Annotated in this window: 24 protein-coding genes and 2 pseudogenes; 12 read left to right on the top strand and 14 right to left on the bottom strand. The window is 69.5% G+C overall.

What is annotated here, in order from left to right; genetic code table 11:
* Nucleotides 1-124: 124 nt before the first annotated feature.
* Together QOM21_RS34860 and QOM21_RS34855 are read right to left on the bottom strand one after the other, a co-directional pair.
* A complete protein-coding gene (locus QOM21_RS34860; protein ID WP_407555085.1) occupies nt 125-1,453 on the bottom strand; it encodes a cytochrome P450 in 1,329 nt (442 codons plus the stop codon).
* The gene (locus QOM21_RS34855) at nt 1,450-2,340 is read right to left on the bottom strand and encodes a polyprenyl synthetase family protein (RefSeq protein WP_407555993.1); all 891 of its coding nucleotides are present in this window, start codon (nt 2,338-2,340) and stop codon (nt 1,450-1,452) included. The genes QOM21_RS34860 and QOM21_RS34855 overlap by 4 nt, the downstream gene beginning before the upstream one ends.
* Between QOM21_RS34855 and QOM21_RS34850 the strand changes: the two genes are divergently transcribed.
* Nucleotides 2,320-2,535: a hypothetical protein gene (locus QOM21_RS34850; protein ID WP_407556031.1), complete on the top strand. Its 216-nt coding sequence runs from the start codon at nt 2,320-2,322 to the stop codon at nt 2,533-2,535. The genes QOM21_RS34855 and QOM21_RS34850 overlap by 21 nt on opposite strands.
* Nucleotides 2,536-2,697: 162 nt before the next feature.
* On the opposite strand, the gene QOM21_RS34845 is transcribed toward QOM21_RS34850, so the two are convergent.
* Both QOM21_RS34845 and QOM21_RS34840 read right to left on the bottom strand, forming a co-directional pair.
* Nucleotides 2,698-3,711, bottom strand: coding sequence for a terpene synthase family protein (locus QOM21_RS34845; RefSeq protein ID WP_407555084.1), 1,014 nt, complete (start codon nt 3,709-3,711; stop codon nt 2,698-2,700).
* A 596-nt stretch (nt 3,712-4,307) separates the two neighbouring features.
* Nucleotides 4,308-4,829, bottom strand: coding sequence for a cupin domain-containing protein (locus tag QOM21_RS34840; RefSeq protein ID WP_407555083.1), 522 nt, complete (start codon nt 4,827-4,829; stop codon nt 4,308-4,310).
* Between the two features lie 446 nt (nt 4,830-5,275).
* On the opposite strand from QOM21_RS34840, the gene QOM21_RS34835 reads away from it, so the two are divergent.
* A complete protein-coding gene (locus QOM21_RS34835; protein ID WP_407555082.1) occupies nt 5,276-5,929 on the top strand; it encodes a maleylpyruvate isomerase N-terminal domain-containing protein in 654 nt (217 codons plus the stop codon).
* A 113-nt stretch (nt 5,930-6,042) separates the two neighbouring features.
* Here the strand turns inward: QOM21_RS34835 and QOM21_RS34830 are convergent, their stop codons facing one another.
* Entirely contained in the window at nt 6,043-6,642 is a 600-nt protein-coding gene (locus tag QOM21_RS34830) for a carboxymuconolactone decarboxylase family protein (protein WP_407555081.1), read from the bottom strand.
* Nucleotides 6,643-6,811: 169 nt separating this feature from the next.
* Between QOM21_RS34830 and QOM21_RS34825 the strand changes: the two genes are divergently transcribed.
* Nucleotides 6,812-7,825, top strand: a complete 1,014-nt coding sequence (locus QOM21_RS34825; RefSeq protein WP_407555080.1) for an NADP-dependent oxidoreductase — start codon at nt 6,812-6,814, stop codon at nt 7,823-7,825.
* Between the two features lie 31 nt (nt 7,826-7,856).
* Here the strand turns inward: QOM21_RS34825 and QOM21_RS34820 are convergent, their stop codons facing one another.
* Nucleotides 7,857-8,681, bottom strand: coding sequence for a hypothetical protein (locus QOM21_RS34820; RefSeq protein WP_407555079.1), 825 nt, complete (start codon nt 8,679-8,681; stop codon nt 7,857-7,859).
* 193 nt (nt 8,682-8,874) lie between these two features.
* A pseudogene (locus tag QOM21_RS34815) lies at nt 8,875-9,229 on the bottom strand (transcriptional regulator); the annotation flags it as partial.
* A 196-nt stretch (nt 9,230-9,425) separates the two neighbouring features.
* On the opposite strand from QOM21_RS34815, the gene QOM21_RS34810 reads away from it, so the two are divergent.
* On the top strand, nt 9,426-10,076 hold the full coding sequence (locus QOM21_RS34810) for a GPP34 family phosphoprotein (RefSeq protein ID WP_407555078.1): 651 nt from the start codon (nt 9,426-9,428) through the stop codon (nt 10,074-10,076).
* Between the two features lie 195 nt (nt 10,077-10,271).
* Nucleotides 10,272-10,823, top strand: coding sequence for a hypothetical protein (locus QOM21_RS34805; RefSeq protein WP_407555992.1), 552 nt, complete (start codon nt 10,272-10,274; stop codon nt 10,821-10,823).
* A gap of 52 nt (nt 10,824-10,875) precedes the next feature.
* Here QOM21_RS34805 and QOM21_RS34800 read toward each other — a convergent pair whose 3' ends face one another.
* Nucleotides 10,876-11,484, bottom strand: a complete 609-nt coding sequence (locus QOM21_RS34800) for a sigma-70 family RNA polymerase sigma factor (RefSeq protein ID WP_407555077.1) — start codon at nt 11,482-11,484, stop codon at nt 10,876-10,878.
* A gap of 74 nt (nt 11,485-11,558) precedes the next feature.
* Between QOM21_RS34800 and QOM21_RS34795 the strand changes: the two genes are divergently transcribed.
* On the top strand, nt 11,559-12,386 hold the full coding sequence (locus QOM21_RS34795) for an alpha/beta fold hydrolase (RefSeq protein ID WP_407555076.1): 828 nt from the start codon (nt 11,559-11,561) through the stop codon (nt 12,384-12,386).
* 108 nt (nt 12,387-12,494) lie between these two features.
* Here QOM21_RS34795 and QOM21_RS34790 read toward each other — a convergent pair whose 3' ends face one another.
* Nucleotides 12,495-13,280 (bottom strand): alpha/beta fold hydrolase, encoded by a 786-nt coding sequence (locus QOM21_RS34790; protein WP_407555075.1) that lies wholly within the window; start codon nt 13,278-13,280, stop codon nt 12,495-12,497.
* Nucleotides 13,281-13,664: 384 nt separating this feature from the next.
* Between QOM21_RS34790 and QOM21_RS34785 the strand changes: the two genes are divergently transcribed.
* Complete coding sequence (locus QOM21_RS34785) at nt 13,665-14,309, top strand: dihydrofolate reductase family protein (RefSeq protein ID WP_407555074.1); 645 nt, start codon at nt 13,665-13,667, stop codon at nt 14,307-14,309.
* A gap of 39 nt (nt 14,310-14,348) precedes the next feature.
* Here the strand turns inward: QOM21_RS34785 and def are convergent, their stop codons facing one another.
* Nucleotides 14,349-15,011 (bottom strand): peptide deformylase, encoded by a 663-nt coding sequence (gene def, locus QOM21_RS34780; protein WP_407555073.1) that lies wholly within the window; start codon nt 15,009-15,011, stop codon nt 14,349-14,351.
* A gap of 109 nt (nt 15,012-15,120) precedes the next feature.
* Here def and QOM21_RS34775 point away from each other — a divergent pair, with 109 nt between their 5' ends.
* Entirely contained in the window at nt 15,121-15,711 is a 591-nt protein-coding gene (locus tag QOM21_RS34775) for a winged helix-turn-helix domain-containing protein (protein WP_407555072.1), read from the top strand.
* A 43-nt stretch (nt 15,712-15,754) separates the two neighbouring features.
* On the opposite strand, the gene QOM21_RS34770 is transcribed toward QOM21_RS34775, so the two are convergent.
* The gene (locus QOM21_RS34770; RefSeq protein ID WP_407555071.1) at nt 15,755-16,783 is read right to left on the bottom strand and encodes an aminoglycoside phosphotransferase family protein; all 1,029 of its coding nucleotides are present in this window, start codon (nt 16,781-16,783) and stop codon (nt 15,755-15,757) included.
* Between the two features lie 152 nt (nt 16,784-16,935).
* Nucleotides 16,936-17,116 (bottom strand): annotated as a pseudogene (locus QOM21_RS34765) (M24 family metallopeptidase); the annotation flags it as partial.
* Between the two features lie 54 nt (nt 17,117-17,170).
* On the opposite strand from QOM21_RS34765, the gene QOM21_RS34760 reads away from it, so the two are divergent.
* Entirely contained in the window at nt 17,171-17,446 is a 276-nt protein-coding gene (locus QOM21_RS34760; RefSeq protein ID WP_407555070.1) for a helix-turn-helix domain-containing protein, read from the top strand.
* A 143-nt stretch (nt 17,447-17,589) separates the two neighbouring features.
* On the opposite strand, the gene bla is transcribed toward QOM21_RS34760, so the two are convergent.
* A complete protein-coding gene (bla, locus tag QOM21_RS34755) occupies nt 17,590-18,513 on the bottom strand; it encodes a class A beta-lactamase (RefSeq protein WP_407555069.1) in 924 nt (307 codons plus the stop codon).
* 137 nt (nt 18,514-18,650) lie between these two features.
* Here bla and QOM21_RS34750 point away from each other — a divergent pair, with 137 nt between their 5' ends.
* The 3 genes from QOM21_RS34750 to QOM21_RS34740 all read left to right on the top strand — a co-directional run bounded on the left by QOM21_RS34750 (nt 18,651) and on the right by QOM21_RS34740 (nt 22,983).
* Complete coding sequence (locus QOM21_RS34750) at nt 18,651-19,577, top strand: LysR family transcriptional regulator (RefSeq protein ID WP_407555068.1); 927 nt, start codon at nt 18,651-18,653, stop codon at nt 19,575-19,577.
* A 50-nt stretch (nt 19,578-19,627) separates the two neighbouring features.
* A complete protein-coding gene (locus QOM21_RS34745) occupies nt 19,628-20,476 on the top strand; it encodes a serine hydrolase (RefSeq protein ID WP_407555991.1) in 849 nt (282 codons plus the stop codon).
* 269 nt (nt 20,477-20,745) lie between these two features.
* Entirely contained in the window at nt 20,746-22,983 is a 2,238-nt protein-coding gene (locus tag QOM21_RS34740) for a HelD family protein (protein ID WP_407555990.1), read from the top strand.
* Between the two features lie 80 nt (nt 22,984-23,063).
* Here QOM21_RS34740 and QOM21_RS34735 read toward each other — a convergent pair whose 3' ends face one another.
* Nucleotides 23,064-23,642 (bottom strand): TetR/AcrR family transcriptional regulator, encoded by a 579-nt coding sequence (locus QOM21_RS34735; RefSeq protein ID WP_407555067.1) that lies wholly within the window; start codon nt 23,640-23,642, stop codon nt 23,064-23,066.
* Between the last annotated feature and the right edge of the window lie 106 nt (nt 23,643-23,748).

Genomic DNA, 23,748 nt, shown 5'->3' with positions numbered 1-23,748 from the left:
GTCGTGCGCCCCTCCGCCCCGCGCATGGTGTTGCCCCACTGCTTTCCGTCGTCCGGATGGCCGGCCCGGGCCGTTTCGGGTCCCGGCCGGCTCTCCCTGGCACCAGCACCTCCCCCGGGTCTGTTCAGCGAGCCTCAAGAACAGCGGGGGTGGGCGGGGGCATCAGGACGATGCGAGGTGTGGGTTTGCTGGTGCTGCTCTGGTGATGCAGGCGCCAGCGGCTGAGGATGGAGGCGACGGCGATCGTGGCGCCGGTGGTGCCGAAGGTGTCGCCGATGCATTTGCGGCGGCCGGCACCGAACCCGAGGAAACCCTGACGCTGCACGGTGGTTGCCCGTTCGGGGCTCCACCGGTCGGGGTCGAAGACCTCGGGGTCGGGGAAGATTTCCGGGACCCGGTGCAGCGCGTAGGGGCTGAAGAACACGTCGGCGCCGGCAGGGATGTGCCCCGCATCCCAGTGGACGTCGGCAGTGGCCACGCGGCTGACGAGCCACCCTGACGGATACAGGCGCAGGGTCTCGGTCAGGACGTTCTGGGTGTACGGGAGGCGGGGGATGTCGTCATTGCCCGGCAGGCGCCCCTCCAGGACCTCGTCGAGTTCCGCCAGCAGCTTGGCCATCACGTGCGGGTGCCGGTCCAGCAGGCGCAGCATCCAGACGGTGGTGGCGGCGGTGGTCTCCATACCCGCGGCGAGGATGGTGATGACCTGGTCGTAGACGGCTTCCTGCGGGTCGGGTTCCTCCTCGCAGGCGGCCACGACCATGGAGAGCAGGTCACCGTAGTCGGCTTCCGTGGTCCGGTAGTGGGTGATGACGTCGTCGAGCGCGGCGCGGGTGAGCGCGAAATGCCGGTCGAAGCGCCGGTTGACCGGGAAGGGGATCTTCGGGAAGACCGGGCCGGGGATCATCATGCGCCAGTACAGGCCCTGTGCGATGGCCGGGAAGGACTCCGCGATCTGCGCGGCCGCGGGGGCGCCCTGGGGTGCGGAGACCAGGGTGCGTGAGGTCACCAGGGCGGTGAGTCTGAGGAGTTCCTGGGTGAGGGGGACGGTCTGGCCCGGACGCCACGCTTCGCAGACTTCCGCGGTGGAGTCCCTCATGATCTCCGCATAGCGCGGGAAGCGCGCGGGATGGAAGGCGGGCTGCATCAGGGGCCGCTGGCGGGCGTGCTCATGGGCCGGGCAGGTGATGAGTCCGTTGCCGGTGACCGCCCGGACCTTGTCGTAGAGCGGCCCTCCCTTGTCGAAGGACTTGTGATCGTGGACCAGCATGCGCCGGACCAGGTCCGGGTGGGTCACCACGTAGGCGGGGTGAGTGCCAAGACGGATCCGGGTGAGGGGCCCGTAGCGCTGGAGCTGCTGGAAGAAGCCCAGCGGGGTGCGCGCCAAGTGGGGAATGTGGCCCAGTACGGGCACGGAGCCGGGGGCCATGGGAGGCGGAGCGATGGTGTTCATGCGGTCCTCACGGTGGCGGCGCGGGCGATCCGGCGCAGCGCGTCTTCGGCAGGGGCGGGCAACGAGGCGGCGTCCAGCGCGTGCTGGGCCTGTTCGCGGCGGGTGTGGATGAGGCGTTCGACGGCGCCGCGCGCGCCGGTGGCCTCCAGGATGCGACGGATACGGGCGGCGTCGCTCTCGTCCAGGCCGGGCACTCCGACCAGGGTGCGCAGGACATGCCGCTGGCCGGGGTCGGCCCGCTGCATGGCCAGGGTGAGAAGGACGGTGTTCTTCCCGTCACGAAGGTCGTCCAGGCGCGGTTTACCTGTCGCGGCGGGATCGCCGAACGTGCCCAGCAGATCGTCGCGGAGCTGGAAGGCCTCCCCGACCGGCAGGGCGTAGTCGGAGAGTGTGGCGAGCAGGGAAGCCGGTGCGCCGGCGAGTACGGCTCCCAGGTGCAGGGGCCGCTCGACCGTGTATTTGGCGGTCTTGTAGCGGCAGACCTTCAGCGCACGGGTGGTCTCGGTGGTGGGTCGGCCCGCCGTGAGGACGTCGAGGTACTGGCCGTAGAGGACCTCGGTGCGCATGGCGTCCGTGACGGCCAGGGCATCGGTGAGCCGGCGGGGCGTCAGCCCGGCGGTGTGCAGCAGCTCGCCCGACCACACCAGGGCGAGATCGCCCAGGAGTATGGCGGCGTTGGCGCCGAGGCGTTCCGCGTCCGGTCGCCCGTTGTTGCGGGCGGCGAGAGTCCGGTGGACGGTGGGCCGGCCCCGCCGGGTGCCCGAGTCGTCCATGACGTCGTCGTGGATCAGGGCGACCGCATGGAACATCTCCAGTGAGGCAGCGGCCCTCAACAGCGGCCCGCTCACCCTGCCGGCGGCAGCGAGATGCCCGACGACACACAGCACCGGGCGTATTCGCTTCCCGCCCGACAGCAGAAACGACCGGAGCACCTCCACCAGGTCATGCGGGAATACTCCATCGCGGTCCGCACTCTCCGCGCTGCTCTTGAGTTCCACGAAGCGGGCCAGGTGGGCGTCGATGTCCCCGCGCAGCCGGTCCAGATCGAGTGGGGTTTCCGGGGCCTCGTCCGCTGGAAATGAGCGGTCCCCTCCCTCACCGCCCGCCGGTAGGGGCCGCTGTGGCGCGAGTAACGCGGCCCCCTGTAATCGAAGATCACCATCTTGGTCCGGACTGTCGGTGTGCACCGTCATCTCTCGCCCGCTCCGTCCTGGTCGTGGCCAATCGGCATGCTCCGGCCGCCTTCAGAGCGACGGGCGCAGCAGGTCGTCGATGTAGGCGGGGATCCGTCCGGCGGCGTCCGGATCGAAGGTGGTGTAGCGGGCCGACTCGCTGGACCATTTCCAGGTCCCGGCCATCCAGTTCCGCATCGAGGACACACACCGAGCGACGGTGCGCCGCGCATCCCGATCGAGAGACAGCGCCTCCAGGACGGCGGGCAGGGCCTGCTGGGCCGTGACGAAGTCGTCGGCGCGTTCTGTTATCCACCGGGCCGCGGCATCGATGGCCTCCCGGCGGGTGAGCCGCCCCGGGCTCTCCAGGACCAGGACAAGGTTGTCGACCTCACCGGCGGCCTCCTCCTTCGGCCAGGAGTAGAGGTCGTTCGTCCAGGCGGCGACGTCCGTCGCGGCCTGGACCAGGCGCTGGTAGGGGCCGCTGAGGCGGACGTCCTCCGGGAGTTCACCCCCGGCCATGAACTCGTCGATCGCCAGGCACGGGAGTACGGAACTGACCGCGCGCCGGTTCACCACGTACTCCTCGACCGTGGCGCTCGTCCGCTGATGGCGGCGCTGGTTCTCCGCGACCACGGCGCGGAATGTCTCCTGCGCGTGTTCGACGAAGCGCTCCCGCCACCGCGCAGACATGTCCGGATAGACAGCTCCCAGGATGTCCGCCAGCCCCCGGGCCAGCGCGCTTGCCCCCTCGGGCGCCTGGCCGGTGGCGAACACCGGCCACAGATGGTCGGTGGCGCTCTGCCAGCTCTCCGCGGTGCGGTAACTGCCGTCCGCGTACTGGTCGTCGGCCAGGAACTGCCAGGCCATCCACTTGCTGTAGAGAGCGAGCCGGCCGGGGGACGCGTCGGGGTGGACGTAGCCGGAGAATATTCCGAACCGGGCGGCATCGAACCGGGCTCCGGCCTCGGGCGTTCGCACCAGGCCCATCCGGCGGGCCCAGCCGCACAGGTTCTGCTCGGCCGCGGCGTCATGCGGATTCGTACGTATCGGGAACGGCAGGGACAGGAGCTGGGGCGATAACACCGTCGGGTCTATGACGTTCTCCTTGATGAGCCTGGCGGAGACCGGGAACCGACGGATACGGGACCCGGCGAAGCGACTCCACTCAGCATGCAGCCCCGTCACGCCCACAACAGGGGCGCACATAGGGCGCACGAAGCACACACAGCGCACATGAAACAGGCGAAGCACGAGCACACCGTCGTCACGAACGCCACAAAAGTCACTGAGCGCAGCCATCGCGGTCCCCCCACGCGGCGCAGGGCCTGCCGTCCAGCCGGCCGCCCTTCCTTCCGCGCCCCGCCCGCGTACGCCTCATACCGGGGACGCGCGAAGCAACCAACCATGGCCGGATATAGCTCACTTGTGATCGCAGGCAGACGGCGAGCAGGGGTGGTGGCCGTGCACTGAGGCAGCACCAGATCGATTCGCCGTCGCGCGTGCGTTGCCGCTGACACCACCGATGGAACCGGATGCGGGGCGGTCGCGCCCGAAGTGGGCGGGGACGGCCGCCCGGAGCCAAACATCCGGCTGGGTATTACCGCTCCATCACTTCCGAATCACGCCTCTCGGCGGGGGCCGTCACGGCGGAAGCAGCGGCCGGGTTGCAACGTCCCGGACTACTCCGCCCCGGACGCGAAGTCCTCCACGAAGTAGCTGTCGTGCCGGATGCGAAACTGCTTGAGTTCCTCGCCGCCGCGCTGCGCCATCTCCCCCACCCGCTCGAAGTACTCCTCGCGGGGAGCACCCGGGGAGAAGAGCATGAGCATCGACATCGGCTCGTCGGTCACGTTCTTGAACGCGTGCAGGCCACCGACCGGTACGTAGAGGAAGTCCCCCTCGCGGCCCGTGACCCACTTCTCACCGTTGTAGAGCTCCAGTTCGCCGGAGAGGACGTAGAAGGACTCCGACATGGCCTTGTGGAAGTGGGTCTTGGCCCCGGCGGCCCGTGCACCCAGATCCACCCTGTACAGACCGAATTCACCGCCGGTCGACTCGTTGGTGGCGAGGTAGTGCGTCGAGCCACCACCGGGCGAGGAGATGTCCGGCGGGGTGTTGGCCGGACGGAAGGCGGCATTCACCTCGCCCCTGTCACCGTGATAGCGAGGCTCGGGGTAGGTGAGGTCTTCCGGGAACGACATGATGCTCTCCTTTGGCAGGACTCCACCGGCATGATGGCTCCCGCCCCACGGCCGCGGCATCGGGCTTCCGGGTGATCTTGGTGGGCATCGGAATGAGGACCGGAGACCTAGGCCATCGGTACGGTCGGCGGTTGGGCTCGTCCAGTGCGGCCGTGGCGTTCGGTGCGCCGCCCTGCAACCCACAGCCTGCGCATCACCTACCCGGGTCACGAGAGCCCCGGCACCGACCTCCCCCACTCGGAAGACCGACTGCGGCGGAGCGCTCGGCCCGCGACGGCCACCCTCAATGCTGCTGGTTCGCCACCCTGCCCCCGCGAGTGCACCCACCCGGAGAAGCACCTCGGTGCACAAGGGGTGACGCGGCCGGATCCGGCGTGCCTTGGGCGCGCGAGCCGACCGTCCGAAATGCGCTTGTCCGTGTTTCGGTCCGGCGTTACCGTGCCGCAGTGGATCTCTTCTCACGCTCTTGGGCGGCATTGCGCACCGCGGTCGCCGAACTCCCGGACGAGGATTTCGAGCGGCCGTCCGGCTGCGCCGGCTGGCTCGTGCGTGACCTGGCGTGTCACCTGGTCATCGATGCCCAGGACGTTCTGATCACCCTTGTCACGCCCACCGAAGCCGAACCGACCGTGGACGCGGTCACCTACTGGGAACTCGTCGAACCCCCGACCGGAGAGGACCCGCTCGATGCGCTGATCCCCCGGCTGGCCGCGGCATACGGCGAGCCGCGGTGGCTCAAGTTCCATCTCGACGACGTCGGTTCGGCCGCGGGCCGCGCCGCCGAACTCGCCGACCCCTCCGTCCGCGTCAGCACCCGCGACCAGGTGCTGACCACCGGCGACTACCTCTCCGCGTACCTCCTCGAATGGACCCTGCACCACCTGGATCTGATCGCACATCTGCCATCGGCCGACGAGCCGCCCGCCGAGACCCTCGCGGCCGCACGAGCGGCGCTGGAGAAAATCGCCGGGACCGCGTTCCCCGTCTCGTTCTCCGACAAGGACGCGCTGCTGGTCGGCACCGGACGTCACACCCCGACCGAAGCGGAGACCGCCGCACTGGGCGATTTCGCCGCGAAGCTCCCGCTCATCCTCGGCTGAACGGCCCCGGCCGGAGAGGCCGACGAGTGCCGCCGGGAGCCGCTGCGTCATCCGCTCACCAGATGGAACACCGCCGTTCACCACCCGAACCAGGGTGGTGAACGCGGCTCACGTCACCTACGGGGCCCACTCCGCGCGGCCACGCCAGGTGGCTGGAAGTCGCGGAAGCGGGGTGTGTCAGGTTCCGATGCGAGCCTGGCCGCGCGGGCGGTGAAGCTGATGGCGTGGTACCAGCCGCAGAGCATGAACAGGTCGAGGAGCTGCTCGCGGGTGAACTCGGCGCTGAGGCGGGTCCACAGCTCGTCGTCGATGTCGTGGTCGGTGTGGAGCGCATCCGTGGCGTCCAGGAGCAGCCGGTCGCGTTCGGCTGTCCAGCAGGTGTCCGTGCTCGTGCCGTGGGTCAGAGACCCGATCTGCGCGGCGGTGAGATCGGCACGTGCGGCGAAGCGCGTCACATGCACACCCCATTCGTACTCACAGCCGCACAGGGCGCAGGTGCGGTCGATGACGATTTCGCGGTCGCGCAGCCCGAGGCCGAGCCGGCGGCTGAGCTGGTAGGAGCCGTAGCTGTGCAGGGCTTCGGCGAGATGCCGGTTGCGCGCGTACATACGGAAGAGCGCGAGGGGCTCCTCGTCGCCGGGCATCATCCGACGCAATATTGCCGCGGTCTCCGGCTGGTAGGGCGCCTCCAGTGGCGGTATCCGTTCGGGCATCCCACTCCCTCCCATGCTTCGATTTTCGAATCACCGGAGAGGGTAGTGTTTCTGAAATCGAAGCACCAGCCCCCCATGGGGAGGAAGCACCGAGCCACAACCCCTCAACTCCAAGCCTGGGCAGATGAGTTGGCGGGCCTAGCCAGCTCCTGGGGAAGGAATTCAGCTCATGACACGCACCGCAACCGCACAGGAATGGCATCTGGTCGCCCGCCCCGTGGGCCGGCCCACCGCACACGACTTCCGCCTGGTGGAGCGGGCGTTGCCGTTACCTGGCGCCGACGAGGTCCTGGTCCGCAACACCTACCTCTCGATGGACCCCTACATGCGGGCTCTCATGGGCGCCGGGGACCCCGACATCCCCTCCTACCCACTGAACGAGCCGATGACAGGCGGGGCCGTGGGCCAGGTCGTCGAGTCGCGCGCGGCCGGGCTGGCCCAAGGGGACCTCGTACTCAGCAACCTGGGCTGGCGCACCGCTGCCGTCGCCCACTCCGGGCTCTTCACCAGGCTCCAACGGGCCGAGGGCGTACCGGACTCCGCCTTCCTGGGCGTGCTCGGCATGCCCGGACTCAGCGCCTACGTCGGACTGACCGAGATCGCCGAGCTGCGCGAGGGTGACACCGTGTTCGTCTCCGGAGCCGCCGGCGCAGTGGGCAGCCTGGCAGGCCAGATCGCCCGGCTGCGCGGCGCCAAGGTCGTCATCGGCAGCGCCGGCTCCGACAAAAAGGTGCAGTACCTGACCGACGAACTCGGCTTCACCACCGCCTTCAACTACAAGGACGGCAGCGTACGGGAGCAGCTCATGAAGGCCGCTCCCAACGGCGTGGACGTGTACTTCGACAACGTGGGAGGCGACCATCTGGAAGCCGCCATCGACGCGCTCAACCCGCACGGTCGAGCTGCGCTGTGCGGGGCCATCTCCGGATACAACGCCACCGAGCCGACGCCCGGACCGGGCAACCTGATCGAGGTGGTGAAGAAGCGGCTCACCCTGCGCGGCTTCGAGGTCGGTGACCACGCGGCTCTCCGGCCCCGCTTCGCCCGCGAGATGAGCGGCTGGCTGACCGGCGGCGGCATCACCTTCCGGGAAACCGTCGAGGACGGCATCGACAATGCGGTGAACGCCTTCCTCGGCCTGATGAGCGGCCGGAACACCGGGAAGATGCTGGTCCGTATCTGACGGCACGTGGGAAGGATCTGCTCCTGATCATTCAGCGGCGGGCCGGTGGCAGGCGCTCGATGCGGTCGAGGCCGCCGGTGAGCAGGTCGCGGTGACTGATGGTGAAGTCTCCGTTGGGCAGTGTCTGCCCGCGACCGTAATGCCGGCCGACGACGGCGGTGGGGAGGAAGGCGCGCAGACGGTGGCGCATGTCCCCGGGGTACACGACGGGTGCGCCCCAGTCGGAGGGAGCTTGGTCGGTGGAGAACAGAACCCAGTGGTCCACGGGCACGGCGGCGTCGAGGTCCGGCGCCTTACCGGTGTGGCTGTCCAGGGCCGGCACGGTCAGCCGGTCGGGGTCGAGGGGCGGGTACCACAGCAGCAAGGGCTTGGCGCGTTGCGCGTCGGCGTTGTCGAAGCAGCACACGGCGATGGTGTGGTCGGGGAAGTGTTCGGCGTAGAAGTCCAGGAGATCCGGGTCGAGATCGGGGCGCCGGTGCGGCGGCACCCGCCACAGCGCGGCGAGGACCGCCCTGGGGTCGTCTGCCAGGAGCACTGTGTAGACGTCGTGGTCGAATACCTGGACGGACTGTGGTTCCACGCTCATCCATGCGATGCCGTCGGCTGTGGCCGCGACTTGCTCCACGGCAGCGACCATGCGGTCCAGGATGTCGGCGGCGCGCCCGACGGAGAGGAAGTGCTGGGGTGTGAGCTGCCTGGTGGGCAGGTGCAGCAGCATGGCGTTCGGGCCGTCCGCCAGGTTGACGGCCGTGTTTCGGTAGCCCAGGACGTGGACGAGGCCGTGCACGCGGTGGTGCTGGCGCCCGCTGTACACCATCGTGCCGGAAAACGCGGCCTCACCTGTCGAGATGCACATGGCGGCAAGGTACCGCCCCCGTCCGGCGGGCGCCGAGGGGATCTGGCCTGCTGAGGACCGCTACCTCCGACGGACGGCCCCGACGCGGAATGCAGATGCCCAGCCGGCCGGGTGGGTGCCCTCTGCAAGGAGGCGCGGAACCGTCGCCTGCATGGTTCCCTCGGGACCCGCACCCTGGGACCGGGAGCGGAAGTCAATGCTCCTCCCGCGCGATCCACTCGCCGCCACCCAGCGGGTGGTCGTAGCCGGGGCGGCCGGCGCCGGCACTCGTACGGTCGCCGCTGGACCAGCCCAGGACGAGGTCCCAGCGGACGTCATACGCCTTGATATGGGCGGTGACGCAGAAGACCTCCGGGTCGGACTCACTGGTCTTGTACGGGAAGTCGCGCCGGCCGTTCTTGGCGGTGACGGTGGGGGCTGCCCTTGTCGAGGTCGATGTCGAATGACTCGGTTTCGACGTTGCCACCGCAGCCGACGCCCATCGCGTAGTCGTTCCAGGGCAGCGGGGCGCCCTTCGTGATGATGCGTACGTGCAACGCCTCCAGGACGCGACGCCGTCAGATGGGGACGGCACCGCCGAAACGGCGGCGGGAGCGGCCTCCGGTGGACCGGAGGCCGTGGGTCGTCTCGAACTCCGGCGAGAGACAGCCCTCGCCCCGCTGGGTACTGGGGTGCGCGCGTGGAAAACTCGGTGAACATCATCGACAGCTGACGACGCACCACAGCGAAGGAGCAGCGCACCCGGTGAACCTGACCCTGCCTCAGCGCATCTACCTGATGGCCTACAACCCCGCCAAGAACGACTTCACGACTGCCGACCTGCAGTTCCGCGGACAGCGACTGCGTGCCGCGGCGCTGACCGAACTTGTCGATGCCCGACTGGTCGGCACCGACGACGGCAAGGCCCTCCGGCTCGGAACCGAGCCACCGGCCGATACCTTCCTCGCCGAGGTATGGGGCCAGGTGTCCGCCGACAGGCCCGAACGCTGGCTCGGACTGATCCACGACGAGGCCCACACGGCCGAGGCGCCGATGCGCTCACAACTCCTCGCAGCGGGAGTGATCCGAGAGCCCGAGCATCGGCGGCTCGGTCCGCTGGCCACCCACCACGTCGTTCCCACCGCTCCGGACCAGTTGCTCGCCCTGCGCGAGGCGACCCGCAGCGCGGTGCTCAGCGACCCGGATCCATCGACGGTAGCGCTTGAGGATCTGGCCACCGCCTTGTTGTGCACCGAAGGCGAGGCGAGCGTCCTGTTCGACGGACGGGAGCGGCGCGCGCACAAGGAGACCCTCAAAGCCCTGGCGCAACGGTTCGACGACTTCGTCCCCGGCCTGCGCAAGGCACTGCTGACCTCGATCCTGTCCCACCGGGCGGTGGGCGGCGGCTGGAGCTGAACATCGGCCAGGGCGGAACCAACTGGCAGATCGCTGAACGGTGCCGGGACGGCCACGACGCCATGATCGCTGCTTGCCTCTCAGGATCGCCCCAGCGCCGCTGAGCCCAGATCTGAGGAGAGCGCTGCCTGACGGAATCTCCCTGGGCGTCGCCGGCGTCGGCCGCTACCGTTCACGGCAGAACCAGGGGGTGAGCTGGTGCGCCCAGCGCTGTTGGTGGATGTCGACGGGCCGCTGAATCCGTATGCCTCGAAGCCGCACCGACGGCCCGAGGGCTACGAGACCCATCGGCTTCTGACACCTCGCTGGGAGACCGCCGAGCGGCACCGGCTGACTGAGTGGGGGCTGCCGAACAAGCCCGTGAAACCGCTGCGGGTGTGGCTCAACCCGGCTCACGGCCCGGCATTGGAAGCGCTGCCCTTCGAGCTGATATGGGCGACGACATGGGAGGAAGAGGCCAACGCCTTCATCGCACCGGTCCTGGGACTGCCCGAGATGCCCTTCATCCCCTGGCCCTCTCCGCGGCCGGTGCCTCCGGTCGGTGTGTTCTGGAAGACGCCGGAGATCGTCGCGTGGGCGAAGGGCCGGGCATTCGCCTGGATCGACGATGAGATCACGGAGGCTGATCGCACGTGGGTGACGGAGCACCACGACGGACCTGCCTTGCTGCACCGCGTCGATCCCCGATTCGGCCTTGGCTGCGATGACTTCGCCGCGCTCACAGCATGGGCGACCGCTCTGCCGTGACACCGCCGGGGCGGGCAACCCGTCCTCGACGCGTTCATTTCGGTGGCAGCCCTCAGCCCTCCCCCCTGAGGCGGTCGCGTTGGATCTGGCGAGCGAGGGCGCGGCGCAGGGATGCGGGAGTCCTGGTAGCGATCTTCGAGCGGGCGGGGACGTCGAGACCGCGGCTGATCTCGTCGTACGCATCCCGGTAGCCGGTGGGCAGCTCTGCCCGACGCAGTATCAGGTCCTCTTCGACGAGGCGCCGTAGCTCATCGACGTTCTGAGGCGTCAAGCGCTTCTTTCCCCGCGCGATGGCGTTGAGGCAGCGTGTGCAGCGAGCGGTGTGGTCGGAGGTCTCGGCGATTTCCTCGGCGAGGCCCCACAGGCGCCCTTCGAGCCAGGGCGCGTCGTGCTGGTCGAGGGAGAACTCCATCGGGGGCAGCGGGTCGCCCGTCTTGTGCTTGCTCACCTGCTTGGAGACGGCCGGCTGACTCATGTCCGTGAGCTGGGAGATCTTCTCCTGCGTCCAGCCGAAACCGGCGAACAGCTTGATCATCTCGGCCCGCAGCTTCCGCATCTCCTCGCCCGCCCGGATGACGTCGTTCATCTCGGCGAGCATCCGCTCGGCCTGCTCCTCGGTCAGCCTCTCGGCGCTCTGAGGCGTCATCTCTTCCCTTGCCATAGCTCGGATTTATACCTGGTTCCACAACCATAACCCGGTTGTATTACCTGGTTATGGCTGACAAGGTATCCGTCATGCCTTCCTTCTCCGCACCTGACGGGACCCGGCTCGCCTACCGCGTCCTCGGCGACGGCGCGCCGGTCGTCTGCCTGCCGGGAGGACCCGCGGACTCCCGCTACCTCGGCGACCTCGGCGGGCTGTCCAGGCACCACCTGCTCATCCTTCCGGACCTGCGCGGCACCGGTCGGTCCGCGCTCCCCGAAGACGTCTCGTCCTATCGCTGCGATTCCTTGGTCGACGACGTCGAGGCGCTGCGCGAGCACCTGGGACTCCCCCGAATGGCCCTTCTCGGCCATTCCGCAGGCACGAACATCGCGACGCAGTACGCGGCCCGACATCCGGACAGGATCAGCAAGCTCGCCCTGATCGGCCCCAGCACTCGTGCTGTCGGAATCGCGGTCACGGGGGACATGCGCCGCGAGCTCGCGCGGCTTCGTAAGAACGAGCCGTGGTTCCCTGCCGCGTTCGCCGCCCTGGAGGCGATCACCGAGGGCGCGGGCAGCGACTGGGAAGCCATCGCGCCTTTCCTTTACGGCCGTTGGGACAGCGAGGCCCGGAAGCACCATGCGGCCGGCCGGCCGCGCAACGAGGAGGCCGTCGCTCTCTTCGCGGCCGAGGGCGCCTTCCGCCCGGAGATCACTCGCGCGACGCTCGCCGGCTGCGAGGCCCCCGTCCTCCTTCTCGCGGGAGAGTTCGACATGAACAGCCCACCTCGGTCGGCGGCCGAGTTCGCGGGCGTATTCCCTGACGCCCGGCTCGTGGTGCAGCCGGGGGCGGGCCACTACCCGTGGCTCGACGACGCCGACCGGTTCGTGGCGACCACGGCGGCATTCCTGGGATGAGTCCTGCGCGCGCCCCTGAAGCCCGCGGTGCACGAGGACAAGCCCCGTGGGTTGGCTCTCGACGGGACGAACAACCGCATGCAGGCCCGCCGCCCGGTCAACCCCGCCCTACCCCCACAGTTCCCGCAAGGCGGCGTTAACGGTGGCCGGTTGCTGGGTGTGGGGGTAGTAGCCGGCCACACGTAGGAGACGGGCGCCGACGGCTTCGGCCACGGCCTCGGCGCAGGCGATCAGCGGTTCACCCGCGTACCTGCGGTACAGCTCCGGCGCGTCTTGCCAGGTTCCGCAGATCACCGACGTCGGCCACGGGGCGGTCCGCAACGGGCTCAGCGGCACCACCGCTTCCCACACCGGGCGTTCGTGCATCGAGGTGGCCACCGCGCGAAGGCGCTGCGGGGTGGGGTCCGGCATGGCCATCCCCAGCCCCTCCGTGGAAGCACGCAGATACTGCTCGGGCGTGACCGAATCCGGCACGCCGGCGCTGTCCCGTACCCGGTGCAGCATTTCCTGGATCACCGGGTGTCCGGTGGCTGCGGAGAACGCCGCAGGCTGGATCAGCGTCAGGGAGCGCACGAGGTCGGGGCGGCGCCCCGCGGCGAGCATGGCCGCCAGACCGCCGTTGCCGTGGCCGACCAAGTGGGCACCGCCGTCCTGCCGGGCCAGCAGCTCCACCAGATCGTCGGCGTCGGCGTCGAAGTCGCTCTGGTCGGTGTCGGGGCTGTGGCCGTAACCCCGGCGGTCCACCCGCAGCAGGCGATAGCGGTCGGCCAGCGACCGCTGGGCGACGAAGCCGTACGCCTCGTCGCTGCCCCACGTAAAGATGTTGTGCACGAAGACCGCGGGGACTCCCCTGCCGTCGGTCTCGTCCCACTCCGTCACATGAATGGCGGTCATCTGTGCTCCCCCGTCGATGCTGCGGATACGCGTACCTTCAAGTGTCCCCGGCGCGCGCGGTCACTCCGCTGCCTGGGGCCTGGCCCGCCTACCTGGGGGGCGAAAGAAACCGGGCCGCACCCTCCACAGCCATCTGACCTCGACCATTCGCCGGATTGGTGGTCGCGCTCGGGAGATCGGGCCGGGTTGGATGGGCGGCGTACATCCGACGTGGCGTCAGGGGAGCAGGGTGGTGGTCTGGTCCCGAGCCGGACGCCGCTACCCGACCGGAACGAGGCAGGGTCTGGGCGCTACGGGCCCCCTCCCGCCCACCGCACCCGGGCGCGGCGATGAATTTGCCCGGCCCGCGCAGTCTCACCTCTGTCGACAACCAGGAGGAAACACGTGGAGCAGCTGCTGAGAGTCCAGAACTTCAACGTCTCGCGTGACGGGTTCGGGGCCGGTGAGCATCAGAGCCTGGAGAGACCGTTCGGCGACGCCGATCCCGGGGAAATCTTCGCCTGGGCCGGCGCCACGGCGAGCTGGCCCATGCGCACCGAACCCGGCGGGAGCCGCGGTCTCGACGACTACTTCACGCGGGACTACCCGCGCAATATCGGCGCGGAGATCATGGGCCGCAACAAGTTCGGGCCCCAGCGCGGGCCCTGGCAGGACCATGAATGGCGCGGCTGGTGGGGTGACGAGCCCCCGTTCCACACCCCGGTGTTCGTGATGACCCACCACAAGCGTCCGTCGTTCACGCTCTCCGACACCACGTTCCACTTCGTCGACGACGACCCGGCCACGGTTCTGGCGCGGGCGCGGGAAGCCGCCCAGGGCAAGGACGTCCGGCTCGGCGGCGGGGCCACCACCATCCGGCAGTTCCTCGACGCCGACCTCGTCGACACCCTGCATGTGGTGGTCTCGCAGGTTCCGCTCGGATCCGGATCACGACTCTGGGAATCACCCGATGAACTGCTCGACCGGTTCCACCTCGATGTCGTGCCCAGCCCGAGCGGCGTGACGCATCACCTGTTCTGGCGAAAGTGATGGTGAAGGGGGCAGGACGGCACCCAACGGCGGGGCGCCTTACCGATCCAGATCGGCTGCCTTGGCCGCGCGCCGGGCGAAGACATCCTCCTGGCGAACTTCCATCTGCCGCAGGGCCTCCTTGCGGTCGCGCTTGGAGAGCCGGTCCAGGTACGTGTGGCCGGCGAGATGGTCGCTCTCATGCTGCAGGCATCGGGCGAAGTACCCCGTCCCCTCAATGACGAGAGGGTCGCCGTCCTGGTCGTACCCGCGGACGACCGCACGATCGGTGCGGGGAACGGCCATGGCGGCACCGGGCACGGACAGGCAGCCCTCGGAGTCGTCAACGAGTCGGCGGCTGCCCGGATCGGGGAGGTCAAGAACCGGGTTGACGATGTGACCGACATGCCGGATCCCGGAGTCGTCCGGGCAGTCGTACACGAACAGACGCAGGTCGACGCCAACCTGGTTGGCAGCCAGACCCGCGCCGTCGGCCACATACATGGTCAGGAACATGTCGTCGATCAACGCCGAAAGCTCCGGCGTTCCGAACCCGGTCACCTCCCGGCACGGACGGCTCAGCACCTCCTCGCCCACCACCGTGACCCTGCGAACCGCACCCCGTTGCGCCTCCGGTGGCAGATCCGGATAGGTGTCGACGGGGCGGCCCTGCACACGGACTCGCCGGTCGACGGGACGGAGCCGCTCGTGATGAACGGTCATGGCTGTCTCCCCCTGTCGCGCAGGCCATAGATGCCGCGGAGGTCACCGCAGCGATGTCTTCAGCAAGGACTGCTTGCCAAGTTCTTTGCAAAGTAGCAGAGTTTGCAAAGTGACTGAAGATGACCTGGACGCCTCAAACGACCGGACTGCCGATGCGGGCACCGGCACCGGCGAAGAACTGCGTGAGCACGCAGTCCGCACAGCCCTGCTGGGCCTGCTCGCCGAAGTCGGCGCCGTCACGGCGACCGAAGCCGCCTCCCGGCTCGGCCACAGCTCTGGCCTCTGCTCGTTTCACCTACGGCAGCTCGCGCGTCACGGGTACATCGAAGAAGCCCCCCGCAGCGGGGGCCGCGCACGCCCCTGGCGTCTGCGGCAGCACGCCCCCGATGCCGGCGGGCCCGCAGCGGAGCCGTTCGGCGACCTGGCCCGAGGGCTGGAGGACGAGAGCTGGCAGCGATGGCTCGCCCAACGCGGCAAGGCGCCCCACGAGTGGCGCCACGACGAAGCGTTCAGCGCCATCGCCTACCTGACACCCGAAGAGATGAGCCGGGTCGCCGATGTGATCCGACGTGCGCTCGCGCCCTATCAGGACCGCGAACAACGCCCACTGGCCCGGCCCGAAGGCGCTCGACCGGTGGCCCTCATCAGTCGGCTGTTCCCCCTCCTACCCCACGGCGCTGATGGCGCGGAGCAGGAGTGAGGAGTAGCCGCTCGTTCGCCTGAGGAATGGCGAGGCGAGCCCCTCACGGACGTCGTACGGGCGGCGGTTCGAGTTTGGGCCAGCGGGTGAGCATGCCCTTGCGCACATCCGCGGCCAGATGTCCCAGACCCACCAGGTCTCCACCGTCGGCGGTTATCCGGCTGATGACTCCGAGGCGGTGGAGGAGCCGCTGCCGGGCCGTCACTGTGCCCCAGCGCCAATCGCGGTTCGGGATCCTGGCCAGGTGATCGGTCGTCCCGCGCTGGGCACGCTGGACCAGCGCATCACCGCGCAGCAACCAGCCGGCGCATGCGTCGGTGAGACCGTCCTGGACATCGGCGCCCGTCGCCTGGCGCCAGGCGACGCGGTAGGCGGCCTCCGCCGCGTCCAGCAGCGGCTGCGTCGGGGCAGTGACACACCAACAGGTCGGGAACCCGATGCGCAGGTAGGCGAGTTCCACGAGCCCGTTGCCCAGTGCCGCCTGTTCGAAGTCGATGAACCTGATGCCGTCGCCGGTATGCATGTCGTTACCGGGACAAGGGTCGCCATGCAGCAGGGCATGGCCAAGCGCACTGCCCAGGCGATCCACGAGGCCGTCCAACTCGTCCCGTACCCCTGGGCGCACCGTGACGCCGAGCGCCTGTGCAAGCCCGAGGAAGGAGGCGACGTCCTCATGAGTCGGGCCGGACCAGACGGGCAGGGCCCCCGCGGCGTCGGCGCTGGTGGACGCATGGAGCCGGGCCAGCGCCGCGGCGTAGTCGACCACCCAGTCCTCGCGGGGCTTCTGATGCTCCAAGTACTCCAGGACCAGAACTCTCTCATCCGGATCGGCAGCCAGGAGCTTCGGCACGACGGGCGGATCGACGTGAGCCGAGAGCTTGAGCGCTGCCCACTCCCGGGCATACCTCTCGGCGGCCTCAGGGGCGTCGATGAGCTGCTTGACCACGACGGGTGCTCCGGACACCTCGACCCGCCATACCCGCGATCGCGGACTGCTGCCCAGCCGCCGAGCCTTGCGAGGTGAGCCCAGCTCGCTCCGCAACTTGTCACCGAACGGCAGTCGTGACCACATCGCCTCATCTTCGCATGTGCGTGAACAACGATGTGGGTTAAGTGAGTTGGCGGTCTCCCGATGTCAGGGCAGGGTCAGAATGCGGGGCCGTCCTCGGCGATCGCGTCGGCGCGCTCGATGTGCGCCGCTCGGCTGCCGTCAGTGGTGAGCAGGGTCCAGCCGTCCGACGCCACGCCGCAGCCGACGCTGACCAGGTCGCCCGTCGCGCAAGCGGTAGTCGGTGGGGACGCCGTGCACCAGCGCGTCCCCCTTCACCGCGGTGCAGATCACCGCGGGAAAGGGGGTGGGCGCGAAGGAGGGCTGGCATCCGAGGAGAGGTGAGCGCGCCGCCGCAGCTCCCTTGCTCACGCACCTGTAGCCAATTCTTATACCGGTAGAATCACGGGCATGGTGAGAACTCCTTTGACTCCGTGGGAACGTCAGCGCGGAGAGCAGTTCGGGGCGCTGCTGCGGCAGGCGCGCGGCGACCGAAGCATGGTGGAGGTGGCCGCCGCGGCGGGGCTCTCGGCGGAGACGCTGCGCAAGATCGAGACCGGGCGGGCGCCGACTCCCGCCTTCTTCACCGTGGCGGCTCTGGCGACGGTGCTGGAGGTGTCCATGGACGAACTCGCTGCCGCCTGCGCGCATGACGCCGAGTGGGAAGAGCCGGCGCTCTCGGCCTGAGCCTCGTCGACCTCACTGCCGGGCGGGCCGGGCATTCGGCTCGGGCAGCCCCACGGCTGCCCGGCCCGTCGCACACCGCCCCCTCGGCAGCCCGGCCGGGTCATCGCCCACCCACTCCCCCGCCGCGGCACATCCGCATGCTGTTACGACATCGTCTTGGCGACCACGGATGCCGCCTCCGCGATCAGCTTGTTGTCGTAGTCGGCGCCTTCTTCGCTGCGGTTCGTCGTGATCGCGATGACGATGGGTGCGGCGCCAGGGGGCCACACCACGGCGATGTCGTTGCGGATCCCGTAGTTGCTGCCCATTCCCGTCTTGTCGCCGACCACCCACTCCTTGGGCACCCCGGCCCTGATGAGCTCGCCTCCGGTGGTGTTGGTCTTCAGCCACTTCGTGAGCTGTGCGCGTTCCGGCTTGCCGAGGACGTCTCCGAGTACATACGCGCGCAGATCCTTCACCAACGCCCGGGGCGTGCTGGTGTCACGCGTGCTGCCCGGGTCCCATTGGCTCAGCTGCGGCTCGATGCGCTCCATCCTGGTGACGTCGTCCCCGATCTTCGCGAGTGCGGCATCGAGCCCCTTGGGCCCGCCGAGCTCCTCGAAGAGCAGGTTGGCAGCGGTGTTGTCGCTGAATCGAATCGCGGCGTCGCACAGCTTTCCCAGGCTCATCCCGGTCTCGACGTGCTTTTCGGTGACGGGAGAGTTGGCCACCAGGTCGTCCTTCGAGTACCTGATCACCCGGTCCATCCCGTTCAGGGAGTACTTCCGCAGCACGGCACCGGCGGCCAGTGCCTTGAACGTGGAGGCGTAGGCGAACCGTTCGCCGTCCTTGTAGCCCACCTCGCGTCCTGTTGCGGTGTCGACGGCATAGACGCCGAGCCGCGCGTCGAACTTGCGCTCGAGCTCCTTGAACTCACGGGCGGACGGCTTCGCGTCCGTGCTCGGTCCCTTCGTCGCGGACGGGGACGACGAGGCGCGGGAATCGCCTTCGCCGCAAGCCGCGAGCGGGACGAGGGCGAGCGCGACGAACGCACCGAGAACGGCTCGCCTGGCGCGAGTGTGCTGCATGGTCCAAACCTCCGGGTGCCCCGTATGCAGGGCGCACAGGGGATGGGGTGGCACACCCCATCCGTTGCGTGGTCGTGTGTGGCAAGCACCCTCACCTGCGCCGGGTGATGCGGTCCAATACCCTCATGCGCTCTTCCATGCCGATCTGGCATAGGGTCCTGGTTGTGGATCTCTTGGGGGCGTGCCGTGCGTTTGTGAGCGTCAGCGAGTACGGCAGTTTCACCGTCGGCGCGGACGCGGCCCGGATGTCCCAGTCGGTGGCCAGCCGTCGCGTCGCCGCCCTGGAGGAACGCTTCGGTGAGCGGTTGTTCGAGCGCACGTCGCGACGGGCCGTCCTCACCCCGTTCGGCCGGGCGATGCTGCCGGCCGCCCGACAGCTCGTGCAGACGGCCGATGTGCTGCTGGACGAGGCGGAAGCCGCCAAGCGCAAGCCGTGGCGGCTCGCGGTGCCCGGCACCTGCTCCACCGCCGGCCTCGCACACCTCGTCGCCGAGGCCCGGGGGCATGGCGTCACACTCGATCTGCGGGTGACGTCGCCTGCTCGGCGCAGGGAACTCCTGCACTCGCAGCAGGTGCGTGCCGCGTTGCTGGCAGTGCCTCCGGACGAGGCGGCATGGTCGGTGCCGCTCGGGCTGGCGAGTGCCCAGGATCCCGGCGTCAAGCGCGTCTACCTCGAAACGCTGCGTGTCGGACGAGTCTCCGTCGGCCCTGCCTGCCGTATCTGGATCCAACCGGAGGACGACGTGCCGCACATCCGTGACCCGCTGACGCGACTGCGCGACGCGGTGGGTCTGCGGCCGGCGCAGCTCGTCACCGCGGACGACCTGACGTCCGCGGCCGCAGAAGTCCTGTGCACCCGCGACCTGTTGCTGTGCTCGCCCGCACAGGCCGACGAACTGGCCCTGACCTGGCGGCCCATCGGAGAGATCGCACTCGGCCGGGGATTCGCCCTCGCCGCCGCGGACGGCGATCCGCAGGACCTCACGGAGCGGCTGGGCGACGCCATCGCCCGCTGCCTCAGCGCGGAGCCCCGGGCAGCCGGTGCGGACGGGACGGCGGCGTGAGTTCAGCGACGGTGATTCGTGACATCCAGCGGGAGCTGCACGACGGCGGCATGCGGTGCTGTGCGCTCGTGCGGGATCTGCACACGGGTGAGGAGCTGGGAATCGAGCCGGACACCGAGCTGCCTTCGGCATCGCTGGTCAAGGTTCCGCTCGCGCTGGCCACGGCGGAGCGGATCCGACGGGGCGAGCTGGACGGGGCGACGGTCCTCGACGTGCAACCCGGGCGGATCACCACGCCCGGCCCCACCGGGCTGAGCCGGTTTCGGCACCCCGCCCGGATCGCGATCGACGACCTGCTCTACCTGAGCACCTGCGTGAGCGACGGAACGGCCGCCGACGCACTGTTCGAGCTCACCCCGCCCGGCCGGGTCACCGACATCCTCCAGGAGTTCGGTCTGCGCGGCTTCACCATCCGGCACGGCATGCGCGAGTTGTCCGACACGCCCGCGGAGCGCTTCGACGCCGCACAGGCCCACCTCGCCCAGACCCTCGCCATCGACGCCGGCACCACCGGCCGCGGTCACCGGGTGCCGCAGCTCGACACCACCCGCGCCAGCACCGGGAGCGCACGTGCCTACGTCGAGCTGCTCCAGGCGCTGTGGACGCCATCGAAGATTCCCTCCGAAGTGGCGGCGCGCGTGCGCGATCTCATGGCCCACAATGTGCTCAGGCACCGGCTCGCCCCGGATTTCAGCTCCGACGCCACCACGTGGTCCTCCAAGACGGGCACGCTCCTCAATCTCCGCCACGAGATCGGTGTCGTCGAGCACTCCGACGGCCAGGCTTTCGCCATCGCCGTTCTCACCGAATCGATCGTCCCGGCCAGTACCCAGCCCGGAGCCGACGCCCTCATGGCGCAGGCCGCCCGTAGGCTGCGTGACCACCTACGTCAGCTGTAGGGCGGGGCTTCTTGTCGAGCGGGGATCGTCCGTAGAACCCGCTCCTGCCCCGACCTGTACGCATCGGGGGCTGCGACCCGATGCCCCCGCCCCCACGGCGGACCTGTCGCGCCCCCGCACCGCGCGACAAAAATACCCCGCACCGAATTGACGGCCGGGGTATATCTCTGCGTATATTTGGGGCTTCTATGTTTTGAACTTGCCAAAAACAGAACCCTCATCTTCATTTCAAATAGTATCGGAGCAGAGCTGCATTGTCAAACACGGAAATACAGAGCGAGCAAGAATTCCTCGATCTGCTTTACGGGCGTCTCGCCGAGCTGCGGAGCGGAGCCGAGGCGGCGGTGCGGGGAGCCCTGCCGCAGGAGGTGAGCACCTTTCAGGCGCGCCTGGAGCGAGATGTGCTGGTGGCGGAGCAGGCCGGCCTGCTCGCGGCCTTCGACTCCGGGGAGAACGGTCTGTGCTTCGGTCGCCTGGCGTTCCGTGACGGCCAGGACCACCACATCGGCCGGATCGGTATCCGGCGCGATGACGCGGAGCGTACGCCCCTGGTCATCGACTGGCGGGCGGAGGTGGCCCGTCCGTTCTACCTCGCGACCGGGCACACTCCGATGGGCCTGCGCCGCAGACGCCACATCACGACCGAGGGCCGCCGGGTCACCGCCCTGCACGACGAGATCCTGGACCTCGCCGACTCCGAACGCACCGGCCACGAGGGTTCCGACGCGGACGCCGTACTGCTCGCTTCGCTGGACGCGGCGCGCACCGGGCGGATGCACGACATCGTGCAGACCATCCAGGCCGAACAGGACCGGATCATCCGCGCCCCGCATCACGGTGTCCTTGTGGTGGAGGGCGGCCCGGGCACCGGGAAGACCGTCGTCGCGCTGCACCGTGCCGCGTATCTGCTCTACGCCCATCGGGAGCAGCTGGCGCGGCGTGCCGTGCTGATCGTCGGGCCCAACCCGGCGTTCCTGGGCTATATCGCCGAGGTGCTCCCCTCGCTCGGCGAGACCGGGGTCCTGCTCGCCTCCCCCGCCGAACTCTTCCCGGGGGTCACCGCGACGGGAACCGACACCGCTCGGGCCGCCGAGGTCAAGGGCGGCGCGGCGATGGCGGATGCGCTGGCGGCTTACGTCCGGGACCGGCAGACGCTGCCCGACCCGGTCATCGTCGTCGACCACGAGGACGGTGAGCTGCGGCTGGACGCGGACATGGTGGGCGAGGCCCGGCGCCGGGCCCGGGACACCGGGCTGCCGCACAATCTGGCCCGTCCCCACTTCGCGTTCCACGTCATCGACGCACTCACCGCTCAGCTGGCCGAGCGGATCGGCGCGGACCCCTTCGGCGGGCCGAACCTCCTCGGCCCCGACGACCTCGCCCAGCTCGGCAAGGCGGTCGCCGTCAGCCGCGACGTGCACGGCGTCATCGAGGAGTTGTGGCCCTCCCTCACGGCGCAGCAGCTGGTCGCCGACTTCCTCGCCGAACCGGTCCACCTCCCGGAGGCGGAAGCGGAGACGATCCGCCGTGCGGACGGCGCATGGACGCCGGGGGACGTGCCCCTGCTGGACGAGGCCGCCGAGCTCCTCGGTGAGGACGACTCCGCCGCGCAGGCCGCCGCCGAGTCGGAACGCCAGGAGCGGATCGCCTACGCGCAGGGCGTGCTCGACCTCTCCTACGGCTCGCGCACGCAGGAGTTCGAGGACCGTGACGACGAGGATTCGGAGGTGCTGGCCGCACACGACCTGGTCGATGCTGAGCTGCTCGCCGACCGGCACGAGGAGGCCGATCACCGCAGCGCCGCCGAACGCGCCGCGGCCGACCGCACATGGGCCTTCGGCCACATCATCGTGGACGAGGCGCAGGAGCTGTCCGCCATGATGTGGCGGCTGCTGATGCGCAGGTGTCCCACCCGCTCGATGACGCTGGTCGGTGACCCCGCGCAGACCGCGGAACCGGGTGGCTGCGGTTCGTGGGAGGCGGTCCTCGCGCCGTATGTCGACGACCGCTGGCAGCACGTCAGGCTCGGGGTCAACTACCGTACGCCGACCGAGATCATGGAGGTCGCAGCCGCGGTCCCCCGGGCCGGCGACGCCTCGTTCGAGCCGCCGCGCTCCATCCGGTCCACCGGTGTACTGCCTTGGGCTCAGCGCGCCGAGGACCTGCCGGAAGCAGTCGCCGAGGCCGTCGCACGGGAGGCCCGGGAGGACGGCCGCCTTGCGGTGATCGCCTCACGCTCCCGTCACGAGGCCCTCCTGCCGGCGCTTCCGGACGCCTCTGCCGGTTCCTCGCCGGACCTGACCAGCCCGGTGGTGCTGATCGATCCCCGGCAGGCCAAGGGGCTGGAGTTCGACACGGTGATCGTGGTGGAGCCGGAGGAGCTGGGGCCGAGCGACCTGTACGTCGCGCTCACCCGGGCCACACAACGGCTGGGCGTGGTGCATGCCCGGGCGCTGCCGGAGGCGCTGGGAGCCCTGTCGACGGTGGACGCCTCATCGGGCCGGTGACCGCAAGGGGGGTGCGCCGCAGGGCCGGCCTGCGGCGCACCTGGGTCGGCAACGCGCCGGTCGCACCGGCGCCGCGCGGCTCACGCTCCGGGCGCACCGGCGCGGAGGCCGTCCATGACCAGGTCCAGGAGGCGTTCTGCGCGCGACTGCCAGTCGGCGCCGTGCGGGCTGATCTGCCAGAGGCCGGCGATGGCGAGCATGAAGTCGTCGGGGGTCACGCCCGGGCGGAGGGTCCCGGCTTCCTCGTTGGCTTCCAGCAGGAGGGTGACGGCCGAGGTGACCGAGCCGTGGCCCACTCCGGCGAGGCAGCCCTGCGCGCTGGCCTGGCGCATCGCGTCGGCAAGACCCGCCTTCGCCATGGCGTATTGGGCGAGGCGGTTCATCCACTCGCGCAGGGCATCGTCGGGCGCGCGGGACCGGAGGAGTTGGGACGCGCTGTCGGCGACCTGCTGGACTTCGTAGCGGTAGACCTCCAGCACGAGTGCCTCGCGGTTGGGGAAGTTGCGGTAGAGCGTTCCCTGTCCGACGCCGGCCTTCTTCGCGATCATGCTGAGCGGCGCGTCGGCCGACCGTGTCAGCTCCTCCAGTGCCGCTTCCAAAATGCGCTCGCGATTGTGTTGCGCGTCCGAGCGCAGTGGCGCGTCTTCTGCCGGGGCCACGTGTCCTCCTTCCGGGAATCACGCGTCGCACGGGACTCACGGATGGTTCTGCGATGAGTCGGCCTTGCTAACCGGACAACTGTCCGGTAGTTTTGACGACTGGCGG

This window comes from Streptomyces sp. Pv4-95 (assembly GCF_045782725.1).
Taxonomy (GTDB): domain Bacteria; phylum Actinomycetota; class Actinomycetes; order Streptomycetales; family Streptomycetaceae; genus Streptomyces.
Note: the sequence above shows the minus strand (reverse complement) of the source record. Positions and strands in the feature narration are given on the sequence as shown.

What these genes read in the sequence shown, in the direction of transcription:
- QOM21_RS34840 (WP_407555083.1), bottom strand. Translation starts at nt 4,829, where the DNA reads ATGTCGTTCCCGGAAGACCTCACCTACCCCGAGCCTCGCTATCACGGT.
- QOM21_RS34750 (WP_407555068.1), top strand. Translation starts at nt 18,651, where the DNA reads ATGCCGATCTGGCATAGGGTCCTGGTTGTGGATCTCTTGGGGGCGTGC.
- QOM21_RS34820 (WP_407555079.1), bottom strand. Translation starts at nt 8,681, where the DNA reads ATGTGCATCTCGACAGGTGAGGCCGCGTTTTCCGGCACGATGGTGTAC.
- bla (WP_407555069.1), bottom strand. Translation starts at nt 18,513, where the DNA reads ATGCAGCACACTCGCGCCAGGCGAGCCGTTCTCGGTGCGTTCGTCGCG.
- QOM21_RS34860 (WP_407555085.1), bottom strand. Translation starts at nt 1,453, where the DNA reads ATGAACACCATCGCTCCGCCTCCCATGGCCCCCGGCTCCGTGCCCGTA.
- def (WP_407555073.1), bottom strand. Translation starts at nt 15,011, where the DNA reads ATGACCGTTCATCACGAGCGGCTCCGTCCCGTCGACCGGCGAGTCCGT.
- QOM21_RS34760 (WP_407555070.1), top strand. Translation starts at nt 17,171, where the DNA reads ATGGTGAGAACTCCTTTGACTCCGTGGGAACGTCAGCGCGGAGAGCAG.
- QOM21_RS34770 (WP_407555071.1), bottom strand. Translation starts at nt 16,783, where the DNA reads ATGTGGTCACGACTGCCGTTCGGTGACAAGTTGCGGAGCGAGCTGGGC.
- QOM21_RS34790 (WP_407555075.1), bottom strand. Translation starts at nt 13,280, where the DNA reads ATGACCGCCATTCATGTGACGGAGTGGGACGAGACCGACGGCAGGGGA.
- QOM21_RS34745 (WP_407555991.1), top strand. Translation starts at nt 19,628, where the DNA reads ATGCGGTGCTGTGCGCTCGTGCGGGATCTGCACACGGGTGAGGAGCTG.
- QOM21_RS34830 (WP_407555081.1), bottom strand. Translation starts at nt 6,642, where the DNA reads ATGCCCGAACGGATACCGCCACTGGAGGCGCCCTACCAGCCGGAGACC.
- QOM21_RS34850 (WP_407556031.1), top strand. Translation starts at nt 2,320, where the DNA reads ATGCCCGACGACACACAGCACCGGGCGTATTCGCTTCCCGCCCGACAG.
- QOM21_RS34800 (WP_407555077.1), bottom strand. Translation starts at nt 11,484, where the DNA reads ATGGCAAGGGAAGAGATGACGCCTCAGAGCGCCGAGAGGCTGACCGAG.
- QOM21_RS34795 (WP_407555076.1), top strand. Translation starts at nt 11,559, where the DNA reads ATGCCTTCCTTCTCCGCACCTGACGGGACCCGGCTCGCCTACCGCGTC.
- QOM21_RS34825 (WP_407555080.1), top strand. Translation starts at nt 6,812, where the DNA reads ATGACACGCACCGCAACCGCACAGGAATGGCATCTGGTCGCCCGCCCC.